Source organism: Cellulophaga omnivescoria (assembly GCF_027915275.1).
Lineage (GTDB): Bacteria > Bacteroidota > Bacteroidia > Flavobacteriales > Flavobacteriaceae > Cellulophaga > Cellulophaga omnivescoria.
In genome coordinates this window covers 2,464,827-2,491,079 of the sequence record NZ_CP115819.1, presented here as the reverse complement: position 1 = coordinate 2,491,079, position 26,253 = coordinate 2,464,827, and the positions used below count along the sequence as shown (strand labels likewise).

Here is a 26,253-nt window from a genome sequence, read left to right as displayed (position 1 = left end):
AAAAAATAAATTTTAATATTATAACTAACCATTTGGCATACGTATAATTTAACACACAATTGTAATTATAATAGAAGCTTAACTACTTAATCTGGCTGAATCCAATCTGCATTTCGAACAAATAAAATATATTGCGCATAATCTGTAGTAACTGTACCATCTAAAATATCATAAGCATCCCAAATAGGTATAAGGTTTTTAACTTTAGTACCTCTTGTAGAGTTTAAGTACGGTGATCCCTCTGCATCTAGTTTAAGCAAACTTATTGTATTTGGTACGGTTACTTTTTTATAGTCTGCAATACCTTTTATGTACATAAAAAGCCTACTGTCTTGTGAATAATTAAATTTTGTAAACGCTTTGCCTTTGTCTTGCATAAACTTTGGTAACGCTCTGCTATCTACAGTTAATTTAGAGTCTACATACATTGTATTTAGGCTAACCATTTTGTGTGCGTATGGTAATGTAGTGTCTTTCTTAATTCGTCCTGCAAAAGTATAATTATAAGCTTGTAGTGTATGAGAAAAACCAAATCCGGCATAAATATTCTTATTTCCCCATTCATTTTGCGTATGTAATCTTTTAAAGTTTAAATACATAAACTTATCTCTGCTTCTTGTTTTACCATAATTAGAAATGTTGTACTCTATATTTTCTAGTAATTTATATGTGTATTTATCTAGTTGTGTTTTCTCTTTTTCTAGAATAGCATTAAACTTATTTTTAGACCAAAAAATTAGAGAATCTTTAGTGTTAGGAATCTCATTATGGTATTTTTTAGGTAGCTTTTCTTTTAATAATTTTTGAGTTAGTTTAAAGTCCGCAATTCTATCAATTCCTACTAGTTTAAATTTTGAGGTCTCTGGGAGTTGAGCATAATAAGTTCTCATATTTTTCCATTTATTTCTGTATTGCTTAGAAATGCTTCCTATGTAAACTGGCCAATTTTTAAGTATGTTTTTAAGTTCTAATTTGTTAGAACCTTTTATATATTCTTGCAAATAATATCCTTGGGCAATGTCCATTTCTGCCAAGTAAACATCAATTTTTATTTTTTCATTTAGTTGATTAAATAATGTAAAATCAATTCTTGGAGATGTTTCAACCTCGTGTACCTCACCAACTAAAAAGAGTTTGTTTTTGTAAAAATCTTCATCTAGTGAATTAAACTGAAGTGAATCTTCCATTTTAACCACCTCTGTATGTTCTTTTAAATAATTAACATATTTGCTAGAAGAGCAACTTGTTAAAAATAATATTAGAATAGCTGTGATAATAAGTATACGAGTTTTCATTTGTTTGTTTTTAAAGTTCTCCACAAAGAGAAAACATAAAAACAACAGAAAAAAAAGAGTGTGATTAACCTGAAGCTTTTGGGTTAAAAATGAACTACTTGGGCTAATTTTGAAGCTACTGGGACGAATTTGAAAGCCTATTATTTAAGGCTTTATAGTAAACTTGTGAAATAGGTATGGTCTCCTTAGTAGTAGTAATTCTTATAAAACGCTTTCTAGCATTGCCTTCTACGATGTCTAAATAATCTAAATTAACCAAGTAAGAACGGTGCACTTGCCAAGCCTTAGGAAGCTGTTTCATTATATTAGAAAGTGTGTTTCTAAACGTTTGTTGTTGCATTCCATTTTCTGTATTGTAGTATACATCTACATAATTTTGTTGCGCCTTTGCAAAAATAAAATCCGATTCAAGAATGGTTAAGGTTTCAGATTTGTTGTTCCCAATAATAGTTACACTTTTTTTACTTTTAGTAGTTTCTATTGTGCGCAAAGGAACCTCTATTACGCCATATTTAGAGCGTAGGTAAATCCAAAAAGGAACAACAATAGGTGCAAAAGGTACTCCAAACGATTTTATAAAACCCCATATTAATTTAGAGGTAAATGAAGTTAAACCGCTAACCACATAAAAGTGGTAAAAAAAAGAAAAAAGAAATACAATAAAAGTAGTTGCAATAATATACAAACACTCATTTAATACAAACCATCTTTTTGTTTGAGTTTTGTAAAAGTAATTTTCAATAGGATGAACAAGTAGTATTGGAATTATAAGGCAAAAAGCATAACCAGAAAGAATTAGATATTTGTATGAAAACTCGTTATTACTATCAAAAGGTTCTAATGTTATTAATAAAATTGATACAAAGGCACCTAATAATAGTGCTATTGTAAAAGTATGTATCCAACCCTTGGTATAAGCTATTGTTTTATTTAACGTAATCATTATTTTAATATCATTGTTTTAGGTACTTAATACTAGAATTTAAGTTACTATTAGAACAATTGTTTTTTTAAACTAATACTAATTGTAACGGCATACCTGTGTTACAACATAAGCCCTATTACTTTTTGCTAACAATATAATTAAATAAATGCAAAAAAGGCCCAAGCCAAAGCCCGAACCATTATTGCTTTATGTACGTTATTGTACAATAATACTTTTGTTTAATTTATTTTTTAGAGTGAAGTCCAATTGTATTACCATCTTTATCCATAAAAATAGAAACAAAACCAAATTCCCCTATAGACATTTTTGGTCTTATAATTTTTCCGCCTGCTTTTACTACTAATTTTTCTTCTGTAACTCAATCTTCAGATTCAAAATAGATAACTGTATTGCTACTGCTAGGCATAAAATCTTCTTTTTCTACTAATGCACCCGTAATATTTATCCCTTTAGGATCAAAAGGAAAACCAGATTGTTTACCAAACTCTTTAGGAAAATCAATTAGTTTTATATTAAAAACAGTTTCATAAAACTCTTTTGCATTATTTAAGTTTGATACATTAATGTCGAACCAGTTTACAGGATTTACGTTTTTCATTTTTATTTGCTTTTATAGTTTAATTGCGTTATTGCATTGCAAATATGCTAACAGTTGTAGTTGTAAAATTGTAAAAATGGGACAGACCTAATCTTTGCTATCAAAAATTAGAGACATCTTTAAATCATTACCATAAAATTCTTTGGGGGTAAGTCCTGTAAACTCTTTAAAGTCTTTTATAAAATGAGCCTGATCAAAATAATCATTCTCATAAGCTAAATCTGTTAAGCTTTTAACTTCTTGCGTTAATAATGTTTTAAGTGTATTTTGAATTCTTATAGTTTTTGAAAGTTGCTTAGGACTTAAGCCAATTGTTGATGAAAATTTACGAGTTAATTGTCTTCTATTAATATTATTTTTTTCTGACAGTTCACTTACAGAAAATTGTCCATTTGCTTCTATAATTGTATCTATAGTTGATTTTACAATACTGTCTATATAGTTTTTATTAGTTAACCTCTTTAGTAAAAATGCTTCTATTAACGCTATTCTATCTAAAGTACAGGTAGCATTTAAAATTTGCTCTCCAATTACTTCTCCTTCTTGTCCAAATAGTTTATTTAATGGTACTGCGGTGTTTTTAATTTCTTTAATATCTATGTTAGCAAAGGGAAAAAAACCGTTTGGCTGAAAACGTACTACAAATGAACCCGTAACCCCAAGTGGCTCTACAACATAAGGTTTGGTTAATTGCCCTATTAAAAAACATTTAGGTAAAATTATACTTTCCTTATTATTTGGATGATGTTTGTAAGTATCTCCGTAATGAAAAATAAGTTTCATTGTTCCGTCTGGAATAATGGTATTTTTTACAGGAGTGTTTTCAAAATCACTTTCTAAATTCCAGTAGCATTTAATCCACTCTTTTAAATTTTCTTGTGGTTTAAATGTTTTATGATTCATAGTAAAATTATCTTTTGTTAAGATAGTATTTGGTTCTAATTTATAACCTTTATCTAAATAAAAAGTAGCAGATTAATACGGTACTCACCTTTTAATTAGTAATAAAGATAGCAAATAAACAGAAACCTTTAGCTGTAGTATTTATAAGCTATATTATATAAACCGTGTAATAGCAAGTGTTATGCTACACCCAAAACATTTATTAATTTTACTGTGCTTACCAAAAGTAACACTATTAAATAGTGTTACTTTATTTTATGTTTTTCCAGTTAATCATAGTTGTTGGGTGCTCATTATCTGTGGGATAATTATTATGTACAAACTCCAACAATTTTGGCGTAAGCAAAACAAACGTTCCATCATTTCCACAGTTTATGGGATAAAATTGCTCGTCTAAATTTTGTTGTCTTAGCTGGGCGTTCAACATTTCTATAAAATTGATATAAGCAATGCTCCAGTCTTGGTCCGAAAATTGCTCGTTAAACGCTGTATATTCAATTCCGTTCAATTCAATTGTATGTTTCCAACTATTTTGGTCTTGTTCGCTTTTTTCATTTGCGTAATTTAATTCCAGTCCTAGTTTTTTAAAAGTTGGTTTAACCTGATCTAAATATTTTGTTAATCCTCCAATTTCAAAAAGTTCCTCACAATCTACCATATGGTAGCGATTGTCCATATAACTTTGTGTTTCTCCACGCATTGGTCCCCTAAAAAAATTAAAGTTGGAATATGCTTTTTCAAAACCAATTTTAACCATTTCCAATTCAGACTCGCTTGTAAGATTAAAAAAACCAAGTTTTTCTAACTCGTTAACAACTTCTTTACCGCTTAGTACTTTTAAACTTACGTTCTCTGCATTGGGTTTATCCGTTTTAAAAACTGTGTTATTCTTTTTAGAATTACAAGCCAAAAAAGTGAGAAGAATTATAATTAAAAAAATATGTTTCATTAGTTTGGTTAAATTAAAAACAACGTTTTTGTGTAGAAAACGTAGCGTATAAATATACACAAAAGTTTCGGATTATTACTGAGCCAAATCTGCACTAACTCTCGGTTTAGCACTTATTAGCTATGTTTTATACACCTTGTTAGCGTGTCGTTTTTTTCAAAGTAATATTTGTCTTAAAAAGATGCAACTCTAATTTTTCTGAAACAAATTTTATAATTGGAATTTTTCTAATCCAATCGTCTTTTGATATTATTAAATGTCCGTCATTCAAATCACATTTTCCACTAATCAAATTAAATTCATTGATTTTCGGGTTGGTATAATCTCTTGCAGGAATAATAATATCAATTTGATTTAAAGTATTAATTAGAATTCTAATCTCACTATATGAAGGAGATAAATCTGTCATATTAAAATTAAAGCCATATTCAGGTAAATCTTCCATTTTTGTTGATTTCCATTCGCCAGTTAATTCGCTAATAGATGATATATTGACAGTTTCAAACATTGATTTCCCCAATGATAGGTTAAGTATTTTAGTAATAGCTTTTGAAATTTCTTTTCCACTATTCCGAGATAATTTTGTCAGTAATTTTGAGGATTCTTTTTTACTGAAATTTTGTTTTATTAAGGGGTATAATTTGTGAGCATATTCATTAGTCGAAAAGTAATTTGATTTTAAGTTCAATTTACTTTGTATTTTATCTAAATGGGCTATTAATAAATTTTCATCAATACTAGTGCATAGTTTATCTAAATTCCATTCCATTGATGTATCGATATCTTTAATAATATTTTTACTAATATCTGACTGGATGTCATTTATTTGTCCAATAATCAATAGTTGTATCAAAGTCAAAATATGGTTATTAGTCCAAATTGTTTCTGTCTTATATTTTAATTGATAATTATTCATTTTTTAGAAATGCACGCTAACGGCTCGGCTAATGTTAGTGCGGGATTAAATTAGTATTTAATTTCCGATTAAAAATTTAGCCATCCCGATACTTCGGGATTTATTTTGTTTTATCTTTTTCTGTTCTAAAGCCAAATCAAAAGATTTTGTGAACTTGGTTAAATACACTTAACTTTGGATTGAGCACTAAAAGCCGAATTGTTTATAGGTTTTGTTGTGCGTAGGCTTTTTCAACCAACCGCTCTTTTTGGATAAGGTTGCAATTCTTTTTTTAGACCTTCAATAACTTTATACAGTTCCGAGTTATTCATTTTGCAGTCCACAAAATAATCCTTTTTGTCATCTGCGCTCTTAGGCCTAGATTCTAAGTTAAATTTAATACGAACAGTTTTAAAGTCAATTCCAAGTTTTATTAGTTCAAATTCCAAGTTTGGCTCAATAAAATTCAAACATTTATACTTAGGTGTTTCGTTTTGAGATATTTTTTTGAACCACTCTATTATTTCTTTTACATCCCCAACTAAAAGGGATGGGTCCACAGTTTGCCAATTTCCGCAATCACTTTTTACATTAAGATAAATCAACAACCAATTGGAATCATATTCGCAATCCGTTATTTCAGGAAACTGGTAGTTAGTTATCCTAAATTCAACAGTTTGGTCATTAATTCCTTTAAATATCATTTAGTTCAGATTGGTTTTTTCAGTTTGCGCACAACGTGTTTGTGTATGATTAGTGGCGTGTTTAAGCACCTAATTTAGCAAATAAAAACCGAATAGAAAATCCGCAAGGATTTTCGTAAGTAGGCGAGAACTAGCCATTAATTATACACGTTGTTACCTGCTGGCTTTTTTATCCTAAATGAGTTATTATTGATTCCAATAACCAAAATGCTGAAAAGACCAGATATCAAACCAATTAAATAATATCTTCCTTTGCGTTTTCGTTTTTTATTATTTCCGATAATCTCTTTAAAGATATAAACATTAACGTATTGACTAAATAAAAGAAGTCCAATCGCATATATTATACTCGCAGAAATTATATTTTTTTCAAATCCTATATATCTTAAAACCCCAAGTATTGTTAGCCATCCTAAAATTTCAAATAGCTTTGGTGTATACTTAAAAACAATATTTTCAAATTTCTCGGTCCAATGTTTTGATTTATGTTTTTTATTCATTTTCAATTAGAAATTGCGTTCGGTAAATCATTTCATAATCGTGTGCAGTCACGAACATTGGATAATCACTCCATTTTTTTCCGCTTTCTTTAGCTTTTTTATATGTTTCTCTGAAAAGTTCTTGCAAACGTAAAATTATTAATAATTCCGCAACTTCATAAGCTTGTTCAATTTCAGGAATGTCGTGCTTTTGATTTTTATAAACGTCTTCGTAAACTTGTTGAAGGTTTTCAAATCCAGTTATTGTCAAGTCCTTATTCGTATGATGCTCAAAATCCGCTAACCATTCATAATCTTCTTGTCCTATTTCACTAAATGAAAATAGGTCTATAAACCATCTGTCATAATTTATGGTAAACCCGTTCATTTCGCAGTAAAAGGCTTTGAGTTTTTTTGTAAAACTAAAAGTGTATTTCAGTTTTACACTTGAATAAAATTTGGAAATAAATTCGCTTAATTCCGATTCCAAATGCAGAAGATTCATTCCAATTACTTGATGAAATTCCGTTTGAGAAATCTTGCTTAATTCCGATTCCGCAATTTGTATTGCAGAATCTAAATCATTCCGCTTTACATATTCGTTAAGTTTGTCTTCTAAATCGAAGTTCATATGTTTGTTTAGCTTGCAGGTAAACTATATATAACCGTAATTAATTGCGTTTATTCAGCCATATTGGTGGTGTAAACGCAATAATTACATTTTTCCTACAATATAAAAACATTTTCTGTAGTATATACACAACTTTCTATTTTAATATAAACACATAAAAAAACCCATAAACATATTTGCTTATGAGTTTAGTTCTCTTATTTGCTATGGTTTAAATTAGATACTAGCCTTCTCATTTATGTATTCTAAGTAATCTTCTTCTAGCTTATCTATTTCTGCAATTAAAAAATCGTATATATTACCTTCAAATACTTCAATATCGGTTTCGTCATATTTGTCGTGTTCTATGGTTATAACCCCATTATTTGCGTAAGCTCTATAGCCATTTCCTGTTTTCTTAAAAAACATCTGCCCAAGGGTTTTCTCTTTATACTCTAATGCTTCTTGGTTTTTCTCTTCATAAGTCATCCAAGCTGGGGTATCTTCATCCATAGATAAACCGTAAACAAAAAAGCCATACCCAAATTTCCAAGCAGGCATAACGTCGTATACTTTTGGTCTTCTCCACACCTCTTCTTTCACCTCAAAAAGTAGCGTGCCAAATGTTATTAAAAAATCTTTTACATCTTCGCTAAATACATAACCACTACTTTTTTCGTAAGCTGTAATTTGCTCTACTGTTGCTGGGTTTGCTACAGAACCAAGTACTACAAAATCATCATTTAGTTTGTTTTTACGCTCCCAAAAAGTTTCTTTAGTTGTCATATATTGATTTTATTCTTTGTTAAACATAATTACTTTATCGGTTATATGGGTATTCGTTAATCCAATTAAACCCTCGGGAGGTTAGTCGAAAGTCTTTTTTATCCAATCGCTTGGTTTCACAATAAATAGTGTCTTTCCTAAAGACACCGTATATGTTTAAAGTAGAATCCGTTTTTTTAAAATTAAGATTATAAGTCTTGGTTGAATCTTTGAATTCTGTCATTCTAATTTGATTTTTTACCGTATCTATCTTTGAGTTTAACCCATATCTAGATTTATTCATTCGAGAAAACTGAATAGTATTTGGGTATTCGAAAAATATATATCTCCATCTTTTCTCGTCATTTAATAATGGCCTAATGGTATCTCGATTTTGGGTAAAAAGCTTTACCTCGTAAAGTCCATATAATTCAGATTTATTCTGTCGGGTTTTATACGTCTGGGTGGTATGATCAATAGTCTTGTAAAGGATAAAAATAAGAAAAGTCCATTTAAGGATATTGATACCTTTAATCAATTTCCTTGATTCAATCGGAGTAGTTAAATCTCTTCTATTTGTGGGCTTGTTTTGAACGATAAGGTTGAAAAGACGTTTTAAATCTGGAGCTACCACAATAACCGCCATTAGTAGTAATTCGGAGGAGAAGAGTTTCACTGGAACATCATAGAAGAAATTTATGGCTACAATGTTAACGGTTACTGGAATTAGGATAAGCCCACCTAGAAGTTTCGTTTTTCTGTGAAAAAGTAAAATTCCGCCAATAAACTCTGAAAGTCCTATGAATAAGTTGTAGCCTTTAGAATAACCCAAGAAAGTCCATGCTAAGCCCATTGGTGAAGATTCGCCGTATGGTTGGAGCATTCTCCAAAAAGCGATTTCCCCGAATTGTATCGGTATTATTTTAAAAAAGCTGTAGTAAATCATAAAATAACCCAAATAGCATCTTGTGAATGCTATGAACCAGTAATTTAGTTTTTCGTAATCCCTATTTTTTCTATCAAGAATGCTCCAAATAACCGTCCCAAAAATGGCTATTACCGATAGAATTAATAATAATACGTAGTCGTATGTTTTATCTCCGCTGCTATTTTGAATGATGGTAATTGGTTTTTCCAAGTTCAGAATCTTATCTCCTATCCAAGGAACAATTTTTTGATAAAGTCCAAAAAATGATTTTTGAACAAACTCTAAATTAGGGATGAGATTAAACGGGAATGGTATGGTTATCAGTCCAATAAATAGTACTAAAAATCTCAATAAATATTTATTCTTTGTTACCATTTTTTATAATTGTTCGTTAAGATACATAGTTTACACAAGTTAAAGATTAGTGTCTTATTTTATCTTTTTCTGTTTAAAAGCCAAATCAAAAGATTTTGTGAACTTGGTTAAATGCACTTAACTTTGGGTTGAGCACCAAAATCCGTATTAATTATAGGCCTTGTTGTATCGTTCTATTTTACTCCAATTTTATAAGATTTCATTTCTCCGTCTTTCCACCCACAATTGAACTCATTTATTGTATCGATATCATATAAATCAGAGTTCAAGCTTTTAAAAAGAGCTTCCTTGTCATTAACTAAATTGTGATAGTCAAAATATATTAATGGTTCAATTTTCAATTCAGACTTTACTTTAATATTTTTTTTTGAATGGTCTTCAAATGTTCCCTCGAACGAACCATCTCTGTTTGAAAAAGTGAGTTCCAATTCACATCCAATTTTTTCGTCTTTAATCTGTTCAAATTTTACACCTAAAGGCATAATATCAATTTCATTTGAGAATGAACCAAATACTTCGCCTGGTTTAAAAACAAATCGTTTGTATTCTAACCCTTTAAATGATTTTATAGATATTTTATCATAATGTCTTTGCTCAAACCATAATTCTGGTTCAATGGATTCCATTTCTCCATACATTGGGTCTTCAAAATCAATTTGGTTAGCAAAAAAGGTAATTACAATATCATCAATAAATTTTTTATTGATATTTTTATTTGTAATCCTATGGCTAATTGAACCTCTTTTAATTGTCAATTGGTTTAGAATTGGTCTTATATATTTTTCCCAGTTCCAATCATCCATAATATTTAGTATTTATCAGGTTCTTTTAATGAGATATAACGGCCTCGGCTATGAGTAGTGTTTTTTGTGTTGCACCTGCGGCAAAAAACATTACGTATGAGCCATTGTTATGCCCTGGAATTCTTCAATTTAACATTTGTTCAACATTCGAAATCATAGTATTGAATTCATCCATTTCAATAGGATTTTCTTCGTTTTCAGTCCCATTATGCATCTCTCCTCCAGATACTCTGCTGTGAATATCTCTTAATGAGTTTATTATATGTTTATCGTTATTAAGTTTTTTCAACTCATCCCAATTTATACGATTGTTTTTTGTGCTATTCTTAGTTGGTACTTGATTATTAAATACTTTTTCGTCAATTGTACATTCAACAGCCTTTCTGATTAAATTTGCAACTTTTAACCCATCTTCAAAAGGTGAACTACCTAGTAATCTTTTCGCATCACAAATATGATTTGAAGCTTTGTTCAATTTAAAATTTGTCAATACTCCTTTTGAATTTTTACCTTCATTATTGACCAGATAAATCCTAATGTGTTTACCTCTCGAATTATTGCAAGCAGAATCAATTGTTTTACAAATATGATTTGCTTTTGATGTTTCAAAAGATTCAAGGAATAACCTATTGTGATTAAAAAGAATAATTTGGTTCTCTAACTGCAATAGTCTTTCAGCAAAATTCCCAGCAATTTTATGGTCAAGACTATTAACAGGGTCATCTAAAATTATTGGATTGATGCTTTTTTGAATTTTAGCTTCTGCAATGAAAAGAGCCAAAGCGACAGCTTTTTGTTCTCCTTCACTTAAAACAGCTTTAATATCCTTATTTTTGATAAGAGTTAGTTTTGTATTTGAAGTTCCTTTCTGCCCTCTTGCATTTTCAAGCTTTACTTCAAGTTTATTAAACCCTAAACCTGTCAATTCATTGATAAAATTGGTTTTTAGCGTTTCTGTCAATAAATCATTATGAGCAGTTTTTGAAAGATTACTGACTTTGGTGGTATTTATTTTTTTTGATTTTTGTCTTAACCCTTTCTCAACAGAATCAATACTAAACCATTTTTCAAAGCTTTCTTTCTGTTGGCTGATTGATTCATTTTCTAAAAAGCCTTTTATTTCTTTTTCAAGTTTTTGTATTTGAGTATTCTTGCCTCTATTATCATTCTCAAATTTTACGATTTCAGCTTGTAAGCTTTCAATTATTGCAGAAAGTTTTAAATTAATAATATCCTTGTTCTTAAATTCAATTTTTAAATCTTTAGAACTTTTGCTATCTATAGCTGTAATTAATTCTTTTTTTCCTTTTTCAAGATTAGAAATGATATTATCTATTAGTTTATTAAGTGTTTCATCTGAATCCGCTATTTTAGTTTCTTTTAAAATCGCTTCTATGTTTTCTTTTATTTTCAGCTTAACCGAAATTCCATTAAGTTCCTGTTTAAGTGATTCCAAGTTTTGAATCGCTCCATTCAATTTTTGTTCCGATTCGTCTTTAAGGAAATTCCCATATGATTGAACCAAATTAATGGAATTATCATCTGCTAAAGGTTGACGACAATAAGCACAAACTTTTTCTACGGAGTCTAATTTTGAAGTGTATTTTTCTCCTGCTTTAATAAACTCTTTCCATTCTTCCGTATTGTTGGCAGGTATATTTGATAAAATTTCAAATTGCTTTTTCGCTAACTTATTAGCCTCTTTACTTTCTGTATATGTTTCAATGAAATTTTGTGTTTTTGTAAATGTTCCAGAAATCTTTTTAACAATATTGTCAATATGACTTTTAACGTTCTCTAATTCGCCTTTATCATTCTTTTTAAGACGAATTTTATCTTGAATATTAATCTGCTTTAAGTTTTTCAGCTCACCTTGTTTGGTTTTAAGTTTCACTGAATCTTCGTCTGAAAAAGTATATAGTTTTTCAACTTGTGATTTAATACTACTGGAAACCTGATGACTTTCAAAAGATGTTTTTATCTCATCACTTAAATATTTTAATTCTAATGTTGGTTTTTCAAGCCTTTTTTTTTCAGCTTTGTTATTTACCTTGTCCTTAAAATCATCAATTACTCCAACTAAATAAGTAAACAGATTTAAACCTAAAGGTTGGATAAGCGTGCTGTCAGCTTTCCTTGTTCCCAAAAGACCTTCTAAATACGAAGTATCAAAAACTTTACATTTATTAAGCAAATTGAGGGAGCGATTGGTTCCATCCCAATTTATTGTTTGATTTTGTCCATTTTGAGGTTCAAAGCTTAGTTCTATTTCAATTGGCTTTGAGGTTTCAGTATAAATATTTGGTAATATTTCTTTCTTTTGATTTCCTCCAACTATTTCGTTCAATACCTTGAAATAACTACTTTTTCCAGCACCATTCATACCGTATAAAATTGTGACATCCTTAGAGAACTTTATCATCTGGTTTTCTTTTAAAGCATTTACTCCACTTTTATGAATTAGTTTTGTAAGTCGAATCTCAGAATCAGTAGTTTCGTTACTTAGATTTGGTTCTGTAACATTTAAGTTAGTACCTTTTGTTAAATTGCTGAATATTTCGTTTTTTCTCTCATTTGTTATATTCCCATTTGATTCTATAGAATCATAAATAAGAGCTTTTAACCAATCAGGTTGAGAGGTAGCAAATTCTTTTAAATATTCTTTTGCATTACTTTTCATAATCGTAGGTCTCTATTTTGCTTGGGCATAACGGTTAGGCTATGGCAAGTAGGGCAGGCAAGGTAACTTTTCGTTTCCGTCTGCCAACGTAGCTAAAGCTTATTGTTTTGCTTTTTCTTTTTTTGTTCCCAAGCTAAATCTTATGGATTTAGCGACTTTATAAATATACACAGACCTTTCGGTTTAACCCTAAAGTCCGCATTACGTTTAGGCTTTGTTGTGGTGCGTTTTTATTTACGTACTGTATTTACAGACCATTTTAATATTTTAAATGTCCAGCGCATTGGATAAGCAATTCCAAGTAGAACAAGCCAAACTATAAAGGTCATTCTAAATGTTTCTGACTTTTCCATTAAACGAGATTTTTTATTTTTTAATTCTTGTTCAATTTCTGTTAATTTGGTATTTATGGATTTTGAGCGTTTTATTACATCTTCATTATATTTAAGTCCTTCTGCTATTTTCTTTTCATATTCTGCTAATGTTCCCATATCAAATTCCTTATTCATAAATTGATATAAGTTATCTCGATAATTCTTATTTTCCAATAAAACACGGAATTCTTCGTAGTTCACGTAATCGAAAACTAAACTGGAATCTTTTTTAGATACAAACTTTGCTCTGATTTTATCGACCAAAGTGTTTGCTTCAATGTCTTCGTATGCTGGGTAGATTTGCTTAATTTGATTACTCAATTCTAAATAATTCTTGTAAGTAATTTTTTTGCCCTCCAGATTTATGGTCGTTGAAGGAAACCAAGAAAAATATTCCTTATGGTTTTCTAATTGGCGCACATTTTTTAGAATTCCAAACTCGTCTACTAAAAAGTCTTCTTGATGTTTTTTTGAAACGGCTATGGTGTCCTTTCCTAGCTTGTAGTAAAAAAATAGTTCGTTTTTCAGTCCATTTTCATAAAGTGCATTAACTCTATTTGAAGGCAATGAGTTCTTTTCAAATTTTAGTTCTTTAATTAATTTGGATTTCTTTTCGGTATCACTAATCAAATATTGTTTGTAGAGCATTAATCCAGCTAGAAACAGAAGTGATGTCAGTACTGTCCCAAAAAAGATGAGAATTTCCCTGGCAACTATTTTTTTCGTTTTATTCTCCATTTTTTTTAAATGCACCACAACTAGTGAGTAATTACAATTAATTGCGTTTATTCAGCCATATTGGTAGTATAAACGCAATAATTACATTTTTCCTACAATATAAAAACATTTTTTGTAGTACAATTACGGAAATGTGTAATTGGGTTAAAAAAGAGTATAAATGGCACAAAAAAACCCATAACATACAGTTACGGGTTTTAGTTTGTTTTTAGTAGCAGTCCATTAAAATATGGCCTTTGTTTTGGTAGTAACTTAATGGCTTTTTTAGGTGGTTTTTACAAATTGTATTTAAAACCGTAGTAACTTCTTTTTGCATACCTATAGAGCCGCAAATTAAAATATAACCTTTGTTTTTAATAAGTTGGGCAACTTCTTTACCATTTGCCTCTAACAGGTTTTGCACGTATACTTTTTGGGCTTGTTCTCTAGACAATGCCAAATGTAAAGAGGTTAGTTTGCCTGCCTGCTGGTGTTCTTCTAATTGTTTTTTGTACAGCTCAAAAGATGCTGCTGTACGCCCACCCCAATACAAATGTAATTTTTTGTGTGCAGTGTTTTGGCGTATCATCCCTAAATAAGGGCCAATACCTGTACCAGTTGCTATTAACAGGGCTTCTTTTGCTTTTTTAGGCAAATGAAATGCTTTGTTTTTTACTATACCACAGCTTATTTTGTTGCCTACAGCAAGGTTTTGTAACCTATTAGATACACTGCCTTTTTGGTGGCGTTTAACGCTTATAACAAGCTCGTTTTTATCCCATTTACCAATAGAGTATAAACGTTCTCTCTGGTCTTGTTCGCCCAAAATAGAGAGTAAATCTCCAGAGGTAAACTTTACTTTTTCTACTGGTTTTAGGTGTATACAAAAAGTATCGTCTGGGTTATTTTCTGCCTTGGTGTGTTTGGTTACAGTAAAAGCATAGGTTTTACGTTTCTTTTTACCACCAATAGCTTTTGGTAAACTTATGTTTAAATTTTCTTGCTTGCTCCACGCCAACAACCACTGGTTAAAAGATTCTAAACTTTGGTTGTTTATGGTAAATACATCTGTCAAACGGTTGTTGTTTGGGTGTGCTTGCAACATAGTATCTACATCATAAGCAAATTTGCAATAGTCTGGGTATGCTAATGAGCCAAAACCTACAACAGAGTAGTTAAACTTTGCACCTTGCTGATGTGTGTTTAAAAGTGCTTTAAACTTTTTAGCATTTGTTGGCGCCTCTCCTGTACCGTAGGTAGATGTCATTACCACCAAATGCTGCATATTTTTATAGCTTATATAGCTGTTTAGTTCTGCTAAATATGCTTTTTTACCCAAACGCAGTAACTCTGAGTATAATGCGTTGGCAAAATAAAAGGTGTTTCCGTTTTCAGATCCTATAAGAATAACATAATCACAGTCGTCCTTTTTGTATTTGTTTTTAATTCTAGATTTTCTGCGTTGCAACGTTATGCTAAAGCCCGAATACATAAAAAACAAAATACCAATAGAAGCCAATAACAAAACTATACTCCATACTATACTCCCCTGCCCTGTATGAAAAAGTGTGCTGTAATACGTTAATATTACATAAAACGGATAGTTAACCTGACTAACAATATCACCATTAAATTGGTTTACTAAGTACTCCTTGTCTGTTAATTGTAGTAAAAAGTAACTTTCTGGAAAAGGTGCAAAAGGATATTCTATTTTACGAACCTGGGATAATTTAGTGTCTTTAAAAACTTTAAAATCTGCTATAGGAATAACTGGTTCTTCTGCAAACAAGGTGTCTTCTTGATGTACAATTTTTGCAGACGGTATTATAGAAAACTGTTCTAACGACAAATACACGCCTGTTAGCGTTATAACTAAAATAGGAATTAGCAACCATTTACCAAAAAGAGTATGGTAATACGGATTAAAATTTTCTTTAACTATTGGTTTAAAAAAACCTTTAACACCACCTTGCTTTTTTAGAATTAGAAAAATACCGCTAATACTTATTAAACAAAGTAATAATGAAGACAAGCCTACAAAAAACCTACCAATGCCTTTTAAAAATAAGGAACGGTGTAATGTGGTTGCAAACTTAAAAACTGCGCTAGACTCTTTTGGTGTACCTAAACTATCTCCTGTTTTTGGGTCTATGTATATTATTTTATCTGTACCATCTTTATCTATTACAGATGCCGTAACCCAGCTATTTTTATCAATTTCTACAGATATAACCTCTGTATATTTTTGCTGTAGTGTGCTTGTAAATTCTGCAACAGTAATTTGGTCTAAATCGCCTGTAGTGTATGGCTGTATACGATTGCTAATTGGCTCTAACGCTAAAACAGAACCTGTTACGGCTGCCAATAAAATAAAAATAGAAGAAGATACAGCCAACACAAGGTGACTGTATCTCCATACTGATAATGTCATAAATTAATTATTTCTGTGGTAACATACGTATGTAACGAATGTAACCAGTACCATCTACTTTGCTATTTACGCTTGCAGAAGTAAGCTCAAAAGTTACATCGTCCTCCACATATTTTTGATCTTCTACAGCAGTTTCAAAACGTATTTTGTAGCCACTGTCTATTTTATCGTCATCAATTTTAATAACTTTTATAGCACGTTCACCACCACTAATTGTAGCACCTGTAATGGCATCAATACTTGGTTTCTTATTTTCAAAAAAGTTGTACCATTTGGTTAAATCATGGTACCACTCTGGGTCGTCTCCCAAAACATTTAATGTCTCTACGTATTTACCTTCAGCATCTAATAAAGATACCACAACGTAAGCACCTTCGCCCTCGTAATTCTTTAACTGAATCATACATTTATATTGGCTAGTTTTAGGAGCCGCTGTAAAAGCTGCCATAACAAACAAACCTAATATTGCTATAATTGCTACTTTAAATTTCATTACTTATTATTTTAAAAATTCAATTTTGTTTTTGTTTAAAAGTTCGTTCTCAGAGGCTAAGTCGTACACTGTTTCTTCAAACTCTGTTACAGCATCTTTTTTGGCTCCAACACTAATTAAATACTTAATTAAGTCTACATTATTAGTTGTCATAGCTGCTAAATGTAAAGGAGTAAGTCCGTTAGCATTTTTAGCATTAACATCAATCTTTAATGGTGTAATTTTAGCTAATAATTTTTTATTATTTTTAGCTACAGCCAAGTGTAAAATGTTGTTTTTTCCTTCTTGTACGTGAGCCATATTTAAGCCCTTAGCAGTTAATAAATCCCATTTTTCTGCAAATGCTTTTTCATTTCTTTTAGAGTAAGAGTTAACCAAGTAGTATGCCAAATTGTTTCCTTTTTCATCTACCACATCAATAGCAGCTCCTTTGTTTATTAAATAAGTAACAACATCTACACTGTTATAAGCAACTGCATTAGTTAAAGCTGTTTGTCCATCTTTATTTTTAGCTTTTAAATTTTTAACATCAAAAAACTTTACCACCTCTAAACTATTACGACTAGCAGCATTCATAAGCGGAGTATTACCTTTAGCATCGGCTTGGGTTGTGCTAACTCCTTTATCTATAAAGTAATTAAAAATAGCATTGTCTTTGTTACGGCCAGCCAAATTGTGCATTGGAGTAACACCATTATTATCTGTAACATTTGCGTTAATACCCAAGCTCTCTAAATACTTATAAAAAGCTAAACTATTACCAGGACCTCTACCACCTTCTGTAGCTACTAAAATAGCATTGCTACCGTCTGCATTAGTATCCTTATAAGCAATTCCTTTGTTAATTAACTGCTCTATAATTGCTTCATTACCTGTACGTGCAGCATAATCTACGGCATTATGCCCATCTTTATCTGTATGGTTTAGGTCTAACCCTTTTTCTAAAAAGTAGCTTAAATCTTTAAGATCTTTAGCACCACCAATTAATTTTAAAATAGCATTTGCGCCTTTAGGAGAAGTCTCTGTTATTTTTGCACCATTTGCTAGTAATAAATCATATAATTCTGGATTAGTTTGTCCGCCACCAGCAGCAAAAAGTAATACAGTACTACCTTTATCATCTACAACATCTGTTTTTGCGCCAAGTTTAATTAACTTTTTCATTAACGGTAAATTACCCTTCATAGCTGCCCAAAAAAGGTAAGTACGCCCGTCGTGCGTAACTTTATTTACATCGTTTTCTTTTTTAGTTAATAAATAGTCTACAACCTCTGCAGATGCACCTGCTAAAATAGCATTTGTAGTAGCATCAAAATTATTAGAGCTTAATGCTGTTGCACTGTTGCCTGCAGCTTCTTTTGCTTGTATATCTTTAACTGTAGTATTTGGCTTAAAAAACCCACGAGACCAAAAAACATTTGCGTCTTGTGCGGCAATAGTACCTACAAACAGTAGTAAAACAAGTGTTGTTATTTTTTTCATAATAAAGTGTATTTATAATAAATAAAGCTTATTTGTTTATTTAGACTTAGTATTGATAAAGCGCAAATATAAGAACTATTTTTATTTAGAATGATTAAAAATAGATTTTTTATTTAACAATTTTACAAGGAAGATTACAGTAGTTACATACGCTATAACTTTTAAGTGTTTACATTTGTATGCAACCAACGGCTACTACAAAATTAAATTACTATACCTATGAACATTGAAGACTTGCCTGGCACCTATGCTATTATGGGAAACAACCAAAATGCAGAAAAAACAACATATAAAGGCACACTAGTTTTAGCTTTAGATACAAATAAGCGCATAAAAGCAAAATGGTTAATAGGTAATGAGCAATACCAATTAGGAACTGGTTTTTTTAAAGACAATATTTTGGTAATTAATTTTAATTACAAAGGCGAAGATAATGCTACCTACAAAGGTGTTGTGGTATACAAATGTATTAGCAAGGATATTTTAGATGGCTTTTGGTCTGAAAAACACGGAAACCCTAATTACTTGGGTGAAGAACGTTGCTTTAGATTAAAAGAAGCACAGGAATTGGTGAATTAGTGGTTATTTAATTAGTTTACTTGGTAAATAACCTATTGTTTTTTTAAAAGCTGCCGTAAAATGTTGTGGGTTAGAGTAACCAACCTCGTAAGATACCTCTGCAATTGACAAGCCTTTTTCTTGTATTAATTCTTTTGCTTTTTGCATTCTAAGCTGAGTTATGTGCTTAAAAATGGTGGTTTTGTATACTTTTTTAAAATCGCGCTTTAACTTGGTTGTATTAAATCCTGCTATTAAAGACAAGTGGTTAATAGTTAGCTTTTCTTTTAAGTTTTGCTTGCAATATTTTTCTACCCTTACCAATGCCAAATAATCAGACTCAGATATAATTACCTCTTCTGCCACAGGATTTGCAGTTTTCATTAAAAAATCTATTAGTAAAACTGTTAGTCTGCTTTTTAAATAGTTTTCTTTTAAAATTCCTGTGTACTTACATTGCAAAATTTCATTAATTTGGTTTTTAAACTTTACCGTTATTTGTTTATTTTTTTTATAATACAAACCCGGCTCTAAACTCTTTACTTTACTAAAAAACTGTTCTAAATTAGAATTAAAATTATTGCCAACTATTTTTTCTAAACCTTTTTGTGATATGTAAATCTCTAATGTTTTATGGTGTTTTCCGCTGTACGTTTCCTGGCAATTTAATAAAGGAACATAAAGCATATTACAGTACCCATCAGGAATATGAGCTTTAAAACTAGAGGTATTTTTATAAGTGTTTGTGTATTGGCCACGTAACGAGAAATGAAGCTTTATAACCGGACAATTACCAGAAACATTTACTGTAAAGCCAGATGTGGTAGATGTACAGCTTTTACTAGCGGCTACTAAATTACCTTTATGCACTAACAAATCTTCACCAATTATAATATTTGTGCTGTAAGGTATGTAGTCTTTTTTTAAAGCATTGTTGGTTTTAGATTTTTCAACCTTATTTACACCAAAATTAACTTTAGTAGTATAGCTTTTTAAACCTTGCTTCATTATTTCTTAATGCGTTGTTTAAACTTCCGTTTGCGTTATTCGTTTCAGTTATCCTAAACTTAGATTTGCAAATCTAAATTAATTTAGACTAAGTCTTAATAAATATAAAAATTTTTTATTTGTATGTTAAAAATAGTGTCTGTTTTAAGTCTACTACTTTCTTTTTCTGCTTTTTCACAACAAGCAGACTATACAAAAAAGGGTACTGTTACCGGAACTGTTTATTTTAAAAACGGTATACCTGTTGCAGAGGCTACTGTTTTTACACAAAAACCAATAAAACACGTTTATACTAACGCTAAAGGCTTTTTTACATTACCAGATTTACCATATGGTAACCATACAATAGCCATAAAATATTACGGTAAAGAAATAGAAAAAGTAACCATTGTAGTAGATAAAAAGAATACAAAAATTAAGCACACCCTTAGCTACAATGAAGATAATGAGCTAAATGAGGTTTTAGTAAGCGGAAAAACTAAAGAAACCGAAATTGAAACTCAAGGTTTTGCCGTTAACGTAGTTAAAACAGAAGAAGCTAGTATTAGAAACATACAAACTAACGAGTTGCTTAACACTACCGTAGGTGTTAAAATTAGACAAAATGGTGGTTTAGGGTCAGATGTTAGTTATAGTCTTAACGGTTTATCTGGTAGTGCTGTGCGTATTTTTATAGACGGTATTCCTAGCTCTATGTATGGCTCATCATTTAACTTAAACAGCATACCTCCTTCTATGATAAAAAATATTGAGGTGTATAAAGGTGTTGTTCCTGGCCATTTAGCAGATGACGCACTAGGTGGCGCCATTAATATTGTGCTTCATAATGATGCTAAAACCAATTTAAACGCTTCAGTTTCTTACGGTTCATTTAACACTTTACAAGCAAGCGTAAATGGTTTATATAGGTTTAATGATACTGGCTTTACCGTAAAAACATCGCTTTTTCATAACTATTCAGATAACGATTATAAAGTATCTGGAAGAAGTGTTGTTGTTACCGGATTAGGTGGTGTACAAACCCCAATAACTGCACGTAGGTTTAACGACGCCTACAGGTCTACTGGTGGTATGTTGCAAATAGGTTATACAGATGTAAAATGGGCAGATCAGTTTTTTGTTGGTGTTACTGGGTCTGATGATTATAAAGAGGTGCAACACGGTGCATTTATGACTATTACGCCATACAAAGACAGGTTTTTAGAATCCAACGCACTACTTGCAAATTTAACATACCAAAAAAAGGATTTATTTACTAAAGGTTTAGATGTAACTGTTAACGGAATTTATGGTAAAAGAAACCGTACCGTTAATGATACCGTTTCTTGGGCTTATAGTTGGAATGGTGAAAGAGCTATAGATTTTAGAGGAGATGAGTACCAATACACTTGGAGGTCTCAGCAAGAAGGCGGACCAACTTTAGCTGCTATAAACAGAAAAGTAGGATCTATTAGAACAGGAGTTTCTTATGCCTTTAACAACAATCATAAAATTTTAGCCAACCACGTATATAGCGGAATAGACCGTGAAGATAGTGATGAATTGCGATCTGTTTTAGAAAACACATTTAAAGGAACTAGGGACTTACATAAAAATATTTTTGCCTTAAGTTATGAGTTGTCTGCTATAGAAAACAAATTAAAAACAAGTGCTTTTGGTAAATTATACCAACAAAAAACTGTAAATGTAGATCCAGAAATTGTAGAAGATGAAAATGGAAATGCGGTTGTTGTTGATGAAATAATTAGCAGCAACAAAAAGTTTACAGGTTATGGTTTTGCTGCCTCTTATGCCTTTTCTCCAAACTTTACACTTTTAACATCTGCAGAAAAAGCTATACGATTACCTAATGAAACCGAAGTTTTTGGTAACGATGGAGACAATGTTGTGGCAAACCCAAGTATAAACCCAGAACAAAGTAACAATTACAATTTAGGTTTTAGGTTTGGTGCTTTATCTATAAAAAAACACAAATTTACAATTGGTGCTAATTTGTTTACCAGAAATATAAAAGACCGTATTGGTTTGCCTATAGAAACATCTTTAAATATTGATGACGAGTTAATACTTTATGTAAACCAAGGTAGCGGTACCTCTAAAGGTATAGATGCGCAATTAAATTATACGTTTAACAACAACTTTAATTTAAACTTTAACGCATCGCGTTTTAGTTTAAATATAGAAAACAATGGTGTAGAAATAGCTGTACCAAACACCCCGTTTTTTACTATGAATGGTAACATACGCTACTCTTTTAAAAATGTAATACAACAAAAATCTAGGTTAAACCTTTTTTATACAATGTACTTTACAGATGAATTCTCTTACCTACCACCACAAGGAAAAAATACTGTGGGTGATGAGTTTTTTAAAGTACCTACACAGCTTGTACAAGATTTTGGGTTAAGCTACGCTTTTCCTAACAAAAAACTAGTTGCAAGCTTTGATATCAAAAATATTTTTGACGAACCTGTGTACGATAATTTATCGGTACAAAAACCAGGTAGAGCTTTTTACTTAAAACTTAATTATTCTATACATAAATTTTAATTTTTTAAACATTATACAAAATGAAACGTAACTTAATACATATTAAATCTTTTGCGGTAGCATTTGCTACTTTAGGATTATTAGCTTCTTGTAGTAGTGATGACAATGGTGGTGATACGCCAACAACTCCAGAACAACCAACAGAAGGCAGATGGATAACTGTTGCTGCTGCAAAAATGGGAGACAATCCTGGAGATGGTAACGGTGGTACATTAATTTATTCTTTAACTAGTGAAGATGCTAAAGACCCTACTGTATCTATAGCTCCTTTTGATAACGGATTTATTGTACCGTCTAACAGAACTGCAAGGTTACAATCATCTGAAGATGGTAGTACTATGTTTAATATTAGCTATGCAGGTGATACCGGTGGTAACTATACCAAGTATACTGTAGAAGGTGGTCAAAATTTTACAAAAACAGGTACAGAAGTTAGTATTGCTCCTTACGTAGGTACTGCTCCTAGATGGATTAAGTTGTTTGATGGCGATAAAACAGGTTCTGCTGTTTATGTTTCTACAGAACACCAGTTTGATGATAATGGCACACCTGATGATGCTACAGACGATACATATTTACGTACAGAAGCTACAATGGGTGTTGTTACTTTAGACTTAGAAAACTCTGCTATTAAAAACTTTGAAGAGTCTAGCATTCCTTTAACTGCTGAAGAAGAAGCACAAGGATATTACATTTCTAGAATAGATATGCCTACTTTAAACGCTGCAGGAGACAAATTATACATTGGTGCTCGTTTAAGTAAAGTAGATCCTGCAACTGCTGAGTCTGACAGTGATTATGAAATTTTAGGTTCTAAAACTATTGTATTAGATTACCCATCTTTAACAAACCCTACGGTAATTACTTCTACCGTTGGTCACGGTAATACAAACGGATACCGTAGTATTAATGCTTTTTTATATAATGGAAGTGTTTACCAAGCTAACCAAAGTGATCCTAACGGTTCTCATATCTTAAAAATTGATGCTAATAACGAATACGACAATACGTACGATTTTAATTTAGATGATGCTTTAGGTGTAGAGGGTGCTTACATTTTAGCTTGGAGACCAGCTGCAAACGGAAAAGCTGTAGTTGCTTACCGTCATAATGGTTCTGAAGAAGGTATTTCTGGTAGAGGGCAAAGCTTTTTTGCTTTGGTTGATTTAAATGCAAAAACAGCAACAACTATAACTGAAATTCCTTACGAATTAGATTTTGAATTATTTCAGTACCAAGGTTTTGTTGTAGATGGTGATGATATTTACCTAACACAAGCTCCTGTTGGTAAAAACGGAAACATTTATGTGGTAAACACATTAACTGGTGAAGTTACTAAAGGCGCAGAATTGGTTAACACAACTGGTAGCCACTTTATTGGTGCTTTCTAGTATTAATACTAACGCATAAAAAAGTCCCTTATCTTTAATTAGATAAGGGACTTTTTTTTAACTGTGTACTACTAAAAAATTAGTATATCAATTGCCGTTATACTTGGCATATATATTATCTAAATTTGTTAGTGAGTTTTTTAATTTTAAAGTTAACGCTTCTAAATTGGCTGTTTTACCAGAAGCTGTAAAACCATAATTATTTAATACAACTTTGCCATTATTTTGCTTAAAATTTCCATTAAAGGTGTATGATATTGTAATTTTATCTTCGGGATTATTGCCTTTAAAAATCTCTTTTACACTTTCCCAGTTGTAATTTCTTAATTCTTCAATATTATCGGTTTCTATTCTAAAATCAGTATGCTTTACTAATTTATTGTCTTCCTGCTTATCGCTATTTTGAGCGTAAGATGTAAAAGATAGTAATAATAGGGTTGCTATTAAACTGTTTAAGGTTTTCATAGTATACATTTTTACAAGTTAATTATACACTGTATATCAGCACATAACATATATTTAACAAATAAATTCTTTATATAAAACTAATAAAAAAGAAAAGTTGTATTACTATTTAAACTAGACAAAAGCTTCATTTTTTTTATGTCTGTATACTATTTATGTTTTACCTACAGGCTACAGCCATACCTACTACCCTATTTTACAGCTATTAGGTTTTACTTTCTGTAATCGTAATCACAAAAAATAGCAAGCATTTTTTTGTCTTTACCTTGTTCTAAATAAAGCATAGCTTCTGTAAAATGTTGCTCATTACCATCTGCATCTGTAACATCAAACTCTAACGCAACATCTATCATACCTGTGTCTCCAATAGGCGTAATTTCACCTATTTTAAAATTTTTAATTACGGCGTCTTTTGGTATTTTATCTTCTTCACAATAACCACTCGCTATTTTTTGATAAACATCTTGACTAATTTGCTGCTCAAACGTTATTTTCTTATCACAAGAAACAATTATAAGAAAGAAAAGAATAACTAATAATGAGTGGCTTGTATTTTTCATATTTAATTTTGTTTAATTGGTTGTTATTAATTGTTCACCAATGTAACAAATAAAAAACACATACAATTGTGAAGTTTAAGATTTAAGTTTTTACATATAAATAATACTAAGTTACACTGTTGTTTTCTCTATAATTTTTAAAAAGTCGTTTTTGGTTTGCTCATTGGCAAAACAACCACCGTACTCTAATGTAGTAGTGTAACTACTTTTGTCTTTAATTCCTCTAGATGACACACATAAGTGTTTTGCACTAATCATTACAATTACATCTTCTGTTTCTAAAGTACTTTGTAAATCTTTTAGTATTTGTAATGATAACCTTTCTTGTACTTGCGGTCTGTGCGCATAATAATCTACCAACCTGTTTATTTTAGATAGGCCAATAACTTTATTTTTTGGCACATAACCAATGTGTGCAAACCCTGTTATTGGTAAAAAATGATGCTCACAAGAGGAGTCTATAGTTATGTTTTGTTCTACCAACATTTTTTTATAGGCATACTTGTTCTCAAAAACCGATAATTTTGGTTTACTCTTAGGGTTTAAACCATAAAAAAGCTCTTTTACATACATTTTAGCAAACCTATATGGTGTACCAGACAAGCTATCATCTGTTAAATCTAAACCAAGCTCTTCCATTATTTTTTTAAAATGATGTTGTATAGCTTCTATTTTTTCTTCGTCAGATTTTACAAAAGCATCTGCACGTAAAGGAGTATCTACGCTTGTAGCTATATGGTTGTCTCCTAGTATTTCTTTTTTAGTATTATCCATTATTCACACAACATTTATTGGTTTTACACTGGCAGAATTTTAAATTATAAATATGCAATGCTGCAAGCGCAAGCGCAACAACATAGGTTAAGATTTCTGGTAAAGAAAACAACTGTATTTTTTCGTTTACAATTAAAAAAAACAGGCTAAACCAACTTAACCACAACAAGGGTTTCATAAAACTTTTAGAGGTATTTTTTGTAGATTGATATACCGCAAAAAATGAAACAATTAAAAAAAAATAATCTAAGCTACTCCACCATACAGGGCTGGTTTCACAACCACCTGCAGCGCAAGTATGTGCTATAAAAATAAATGGTGTAGCAAAGCAGTGTACCAAGCATAATGTACTTGCCAGTGCGCCAAAGGTATCTGGCTTTTTTAATATCAACTTCAAAATAAACTCTATTTAATGCAACTAAGTTGCAAATATAAGAATGTATTTGGTTATTGCAATATTGTTGCAATAAAATATACGGTATTAAATAACAAAGCCCCTGAATAAAATACTCAGAGGCTT

25 protein-coding genes are annotated in these 26,253 nt (G+C 30.9%); 3 read left to right on the top strand and 22 right to left on the bottom strand.

The annotated features are described in order from the left end of the window. Positions 1 to 86: 86 nt before the first annotated feature. The 17 genes from PBN93_RS11145 to PBN93_RS11065 all read right to left on the bottom strand — a co-directional run bounded on the left by PBN93_RS11145 (position 87) and on the right by PBN93_RS11065 (position 18,427). Positions 87 to 1,295: a hypothetical protein gene (locus PBN93_RS11145; protein ID WP_271080661.1), complete on the bottom strand. Its 1,209-nt coding sequence runs from the start codon at positions 1,293 to 1,295 to the stop codon at positions 87 to 89. A gap of 115 nt (positions 1,296 to 1,410) precedes the next feature. Beyond that, positions 1,411 to 2,238: a LytTR family DNA-binding domain-containing protein gene (locus tag PBN93_RS11140; RefSeq protein WP_271080660.1), complete on the bottom strand. Its 828-nt coding sequence runs from the start codon at positions 2,236 to 2,238 to the stop codon at positions 1,411 to 1,413. Positions 2,239 to 2,599: 361 nt separating this feature from the next. Beyond that, positions 2,600 to 2,839, bottom strand: a complete 240-nt coding sequence (locus tag PBN93_RS11135; RefSeq protein ID WP_271080659.1) for a VOC family protein — start codon at positions 2,837 to 2,839, stop codon at positions 2,600 to 2,602. An 87-nt stretch (positions 2,840 to 2,926) separates the two neighbouring features. After that, positions 2,927 to 3,742 carry a helix-turn-helix domain-containing protein gene (locus PBN93_RS11130; RefSeq protein WP_271080658.1) on the bottom strand — a complete coding sequence of 272 codons (816 nt, stop codon included), beginning with the start codon at positions 3,740 to 3,742 and terminating at the stop codon, positions 2,927 to 2,929. A 250-nt stretch (positions 3,743 to 3,992) separates the two neighbouring features. Continuing rightward, complete coding sequence (locus PBN93_RS11125; RefSeq protein ID WP_271080657.1) at positions 3,993 to 4,691, bottom strand: hypothetical protein; 699 nt, start codon at positions 4,689 to 4,691, stop codon at positions 3,993 to 3,995. A 139-nt stretch (positions 4,692 to 4,830) separates the two neighbouring features. Next, a complete protein-coding gene (locus PBN93_RS11120; protein WP_077406062.1) occupies positions 4,831 to 5,607 on the bottom strand; it encodes a hypothetical protein in 777 nt (258 codons plus the stop codon). Between the two features lie 230 nt (positions 5,608 to 5,837). Continuing rightward, a complete protein-coding gene (locus tag PBN93_RS11115) occupies positions 5,838 to 6,290 on the bottom strand; it encodes a WapI family immunity protein (protein ID WP_271080656.1) in 453 nt (150 codons plus the stop codon). Between the two features lie 137 nt (positions 6,291 to 6,427). Continuing rightward, positions 6,428 to 6,790, bottom strand: coding sequence for a hypothetical protein (locus PBN93_RS11110; RefSeq protein WP_271080655.1), 363 nt, complete (start codon positions 6,788 to 6,790; stop codon positions 6,428 to 6,430). Continuing rightward, positions 6,783 to 7,400, bottom strand: coding sequence for a hypothetical protein (locus tag PBN93_RS11105; RefSeq protein WP_271080654.1), 618 nt, complete (start codon positions 7,398 to 7,400; stop codon positions 6,783 to 6,785). Before PBN93_RS11105 ends, PBN93_RS11110 begins: the two co-directional genes overlap by 8 nt. A gap of 216 nt (positions 7,401 to 7,616) precedes the next feature. Next, positions 7,617 to 8,165, bottom strand: a complete 549-nt coding sequence (locus PBN93_RS11100; RefSeq protein ID WP_271080653.1) for a hypothetical protein — start codon at positions 8,163 to 8,165, stop codon at positions 7,617 to 7,619. A gap of 34 nt (positions 8,166 to 8,199) precedes the next feature. Beyond that, positions 8,200 to 9,447, bottom strand: a complete 1,248-nt coding sequence (locus PBN93_RS11095; RefSeq protein WP_271080652.1) for a hypothetical protein — start codon at positions 9,445 to 9,447, stop codon at positions 8,200 to 8,202. A gap of 173 nt (positions 9,448 to 9,620) precedes the next feature. Further along, complete coding sequence (locus tag PBN93_RS11090; RefSeq protein ID WP_271080651.1) at positions 9,621 to 10,250, bottom strand: hypothetical protein; 630 nt, start codon at positions 10,248 to 10,250, stop codon at positions 9,621 to 9,623. Between the two features lie 124 nt (positions 10,251 to 10,374). Continuing rightward, the gene (locus PBN93_RS11085) at positions 10,375 to 12,930 is read right to left on the bottom strand and encodes an AAA family ATPase (RefSeq protein WP_271080650.1); all 2,556 of its coding nucleotides are present in this window, start codon (positions 12,928 to 12,930) and stop codon (positions 10,375 to 10,377) included. 230 nt (positions 12,931 to 13,160) lie between these two features. After that, on the bottom strand, positions 13,161 to 14,042 hold the full coding sequence (locus tag PBN93_RS11080) for a hypothetical protein (protein WP_271080649.1): 882 nt from the start codon (positions 14,040 to 14,042) through the stop codon (positions 13,161 to 13,163). A 208-nt stretch (positions 14,043 to 14,250) separates the two neighbouring features. Further along, positions 14,251 to 16,452, bottom strand: a complete 2,202-nt coding sequence (locus PBN93_RS11075) for a PepSY domain-containing protein (RefSeq protein ID WP_271080648.1) — start codon at positions 16,450 to 16,452, stop codon at positions 14,251 to 14,253. Between the two features lie 7 nt (positions 16,453 to 16,459). After that, complete coding sequence (locus tag PBN93_RS11070; protein ID WP_271080647.1) at positions 16,460 to 16,945, bottom strand: DUF2271 domain-containing protein; 486 nt, start codon at positions 16,943 to 16,945, stop codon at positions 16,460 to 16,462. Between the two features lie 6 nt (positions 16,946 to 16,951). After that, positions 16,952 to 18,427: an ankyrin repeat domain-containing protein gene (locus PBN93_RS11065; protein WP_271080646.1), complete on the bottom strand. Its 1,476-nt coding sequence runs from the start codon at positions 18,425 to 18,427 to the stop codon at positions 16,952 to 16,954. 219 nt (positions 18,428 to 18,646) lie between these two features. On the opposite strand from PBN93_RS11065, the gene PBN93_RS11060 reads away from it, so the two are divergent. Continuing rightward, positions 18,647 to 19,006, top strand: coding sequence for a hypothetical protein (locus PBN93_RS11060; RefSeq protein ID WP_271080645.1), 360 nt, complete (start codon positions 18,647 to 18,649; stop codon positions 19,004 to 19,006). 3 nt (positions 19,007 to 19,009) lie between these two features. On the opposite strand, the gene PBN93_RS11055 is transcribed toward PBN93_RS11060, so the two are convergent. Next, complete coding sequence (locus PBN93_RS11055) at positions 19,010 to 19,993, bottom strand: helix-turn-helix domain-containing protein (protein WP_271080644.1); 984 nt, start codon at positions 19,991 to 19,993, stop codon at positions 19,010 to 19,012. A gap of 123 nt (positions 19,994 to 20,116) precedes the next feature. Between PBN93_RS11055 and PBN93_RS11050 the strand changes: the two genes are divergently transcribed. Both PBN93_RS11050 and PBN93_RS11045 read left to right on the top strand, forming a co-directional pair. Next, complete coding sequence (locus PBN93_RS11050; RefSeq protein ID WP_271080643.1) at positions 20,117 to 22,543, top strand: TonB-dependent receptor; 2,427 nt, start codon at positions 20,117 to 20,119, stop codon at positions 22,541 to 22,543. A 20-nt stretch (positions 22,544 to 22,563) separates the two neighbouring features. After that, positions 22,564 to 23,934, top strand: a complete 1,371-nt coding sequence (locus PBN93_RS11045; protein ID WP_077406035.1) for a hypothetical protein — start codon at positions 22,564 to 22,566, stop codon at positions 23,932 to 23,934. An 87-nt stretch (positions 23,935 to 24,021) separates the two neighbouring features. Here the strand turns inward: PBN93_RS11045 and PBN93_RS11040 are convergent, their stop codons facing one another. The 4 genes from PBN93_RS11040 to PBN93_RS11025 all read right to left on the bottom strand — a co-directional run bounded on the left by PBN93_RS11040 (position 24,022) and on the right by PBN93_RS11025 (position 26,130). After that, positions 24,022 to 24,399 (bottom strand): hypothetical protein, encoded by a 378-nt coding sequence (locus PBN93_RS11040; protein WP_271080642.1) that lies wholly within the window; start codon positions 24,397 to 24,399, stop codon positions 24,022 to 24,024. A gap of 212 nt (positions 24,400 to 24,611) precedes the next feature. Beyond that, positions 24,612 to 24,959 (bottom strand): hypothetical protein, encoded by a 348-nt coding sequence (locus tag PBN93_RS11035; RefSeq protein WP_077406030.1) that lies wholly within the window; start codon positions 24,957 to 24,959, stop codon positions 24,612 to 24,614. Positions 24,960 to 25,070: 111 nt separating this feature from the next. After that, positions 25,071 to 25,733, bottom strand: a complete 663-nt coding sequence (gene folE / locus PBN93_RS11030; RefSeq protein ID WP_271080641.1) for a GTP cyclohydrolase I FolE — start codon at positions 25,731 to 25,733, stop codon at positions 25,071 to 25,073. Next, on the bottom strand, positions 25,726 to 26,130 hold the full coding sequence (locus PBN93_RS11025; protein WP_077406024.1) for a MerC domain-containing protein: 405 nt from the start codon (positions 26,128 to 26,130) through the stop codon (positions 25,726 to 25,728). Before PBN93_RS11025 ends, folE begins: the two co-directional genes overlap by 8 nt. Between the last annotated feature and the right edge of the window lie 123 nt (positions 26,131 to 26,253).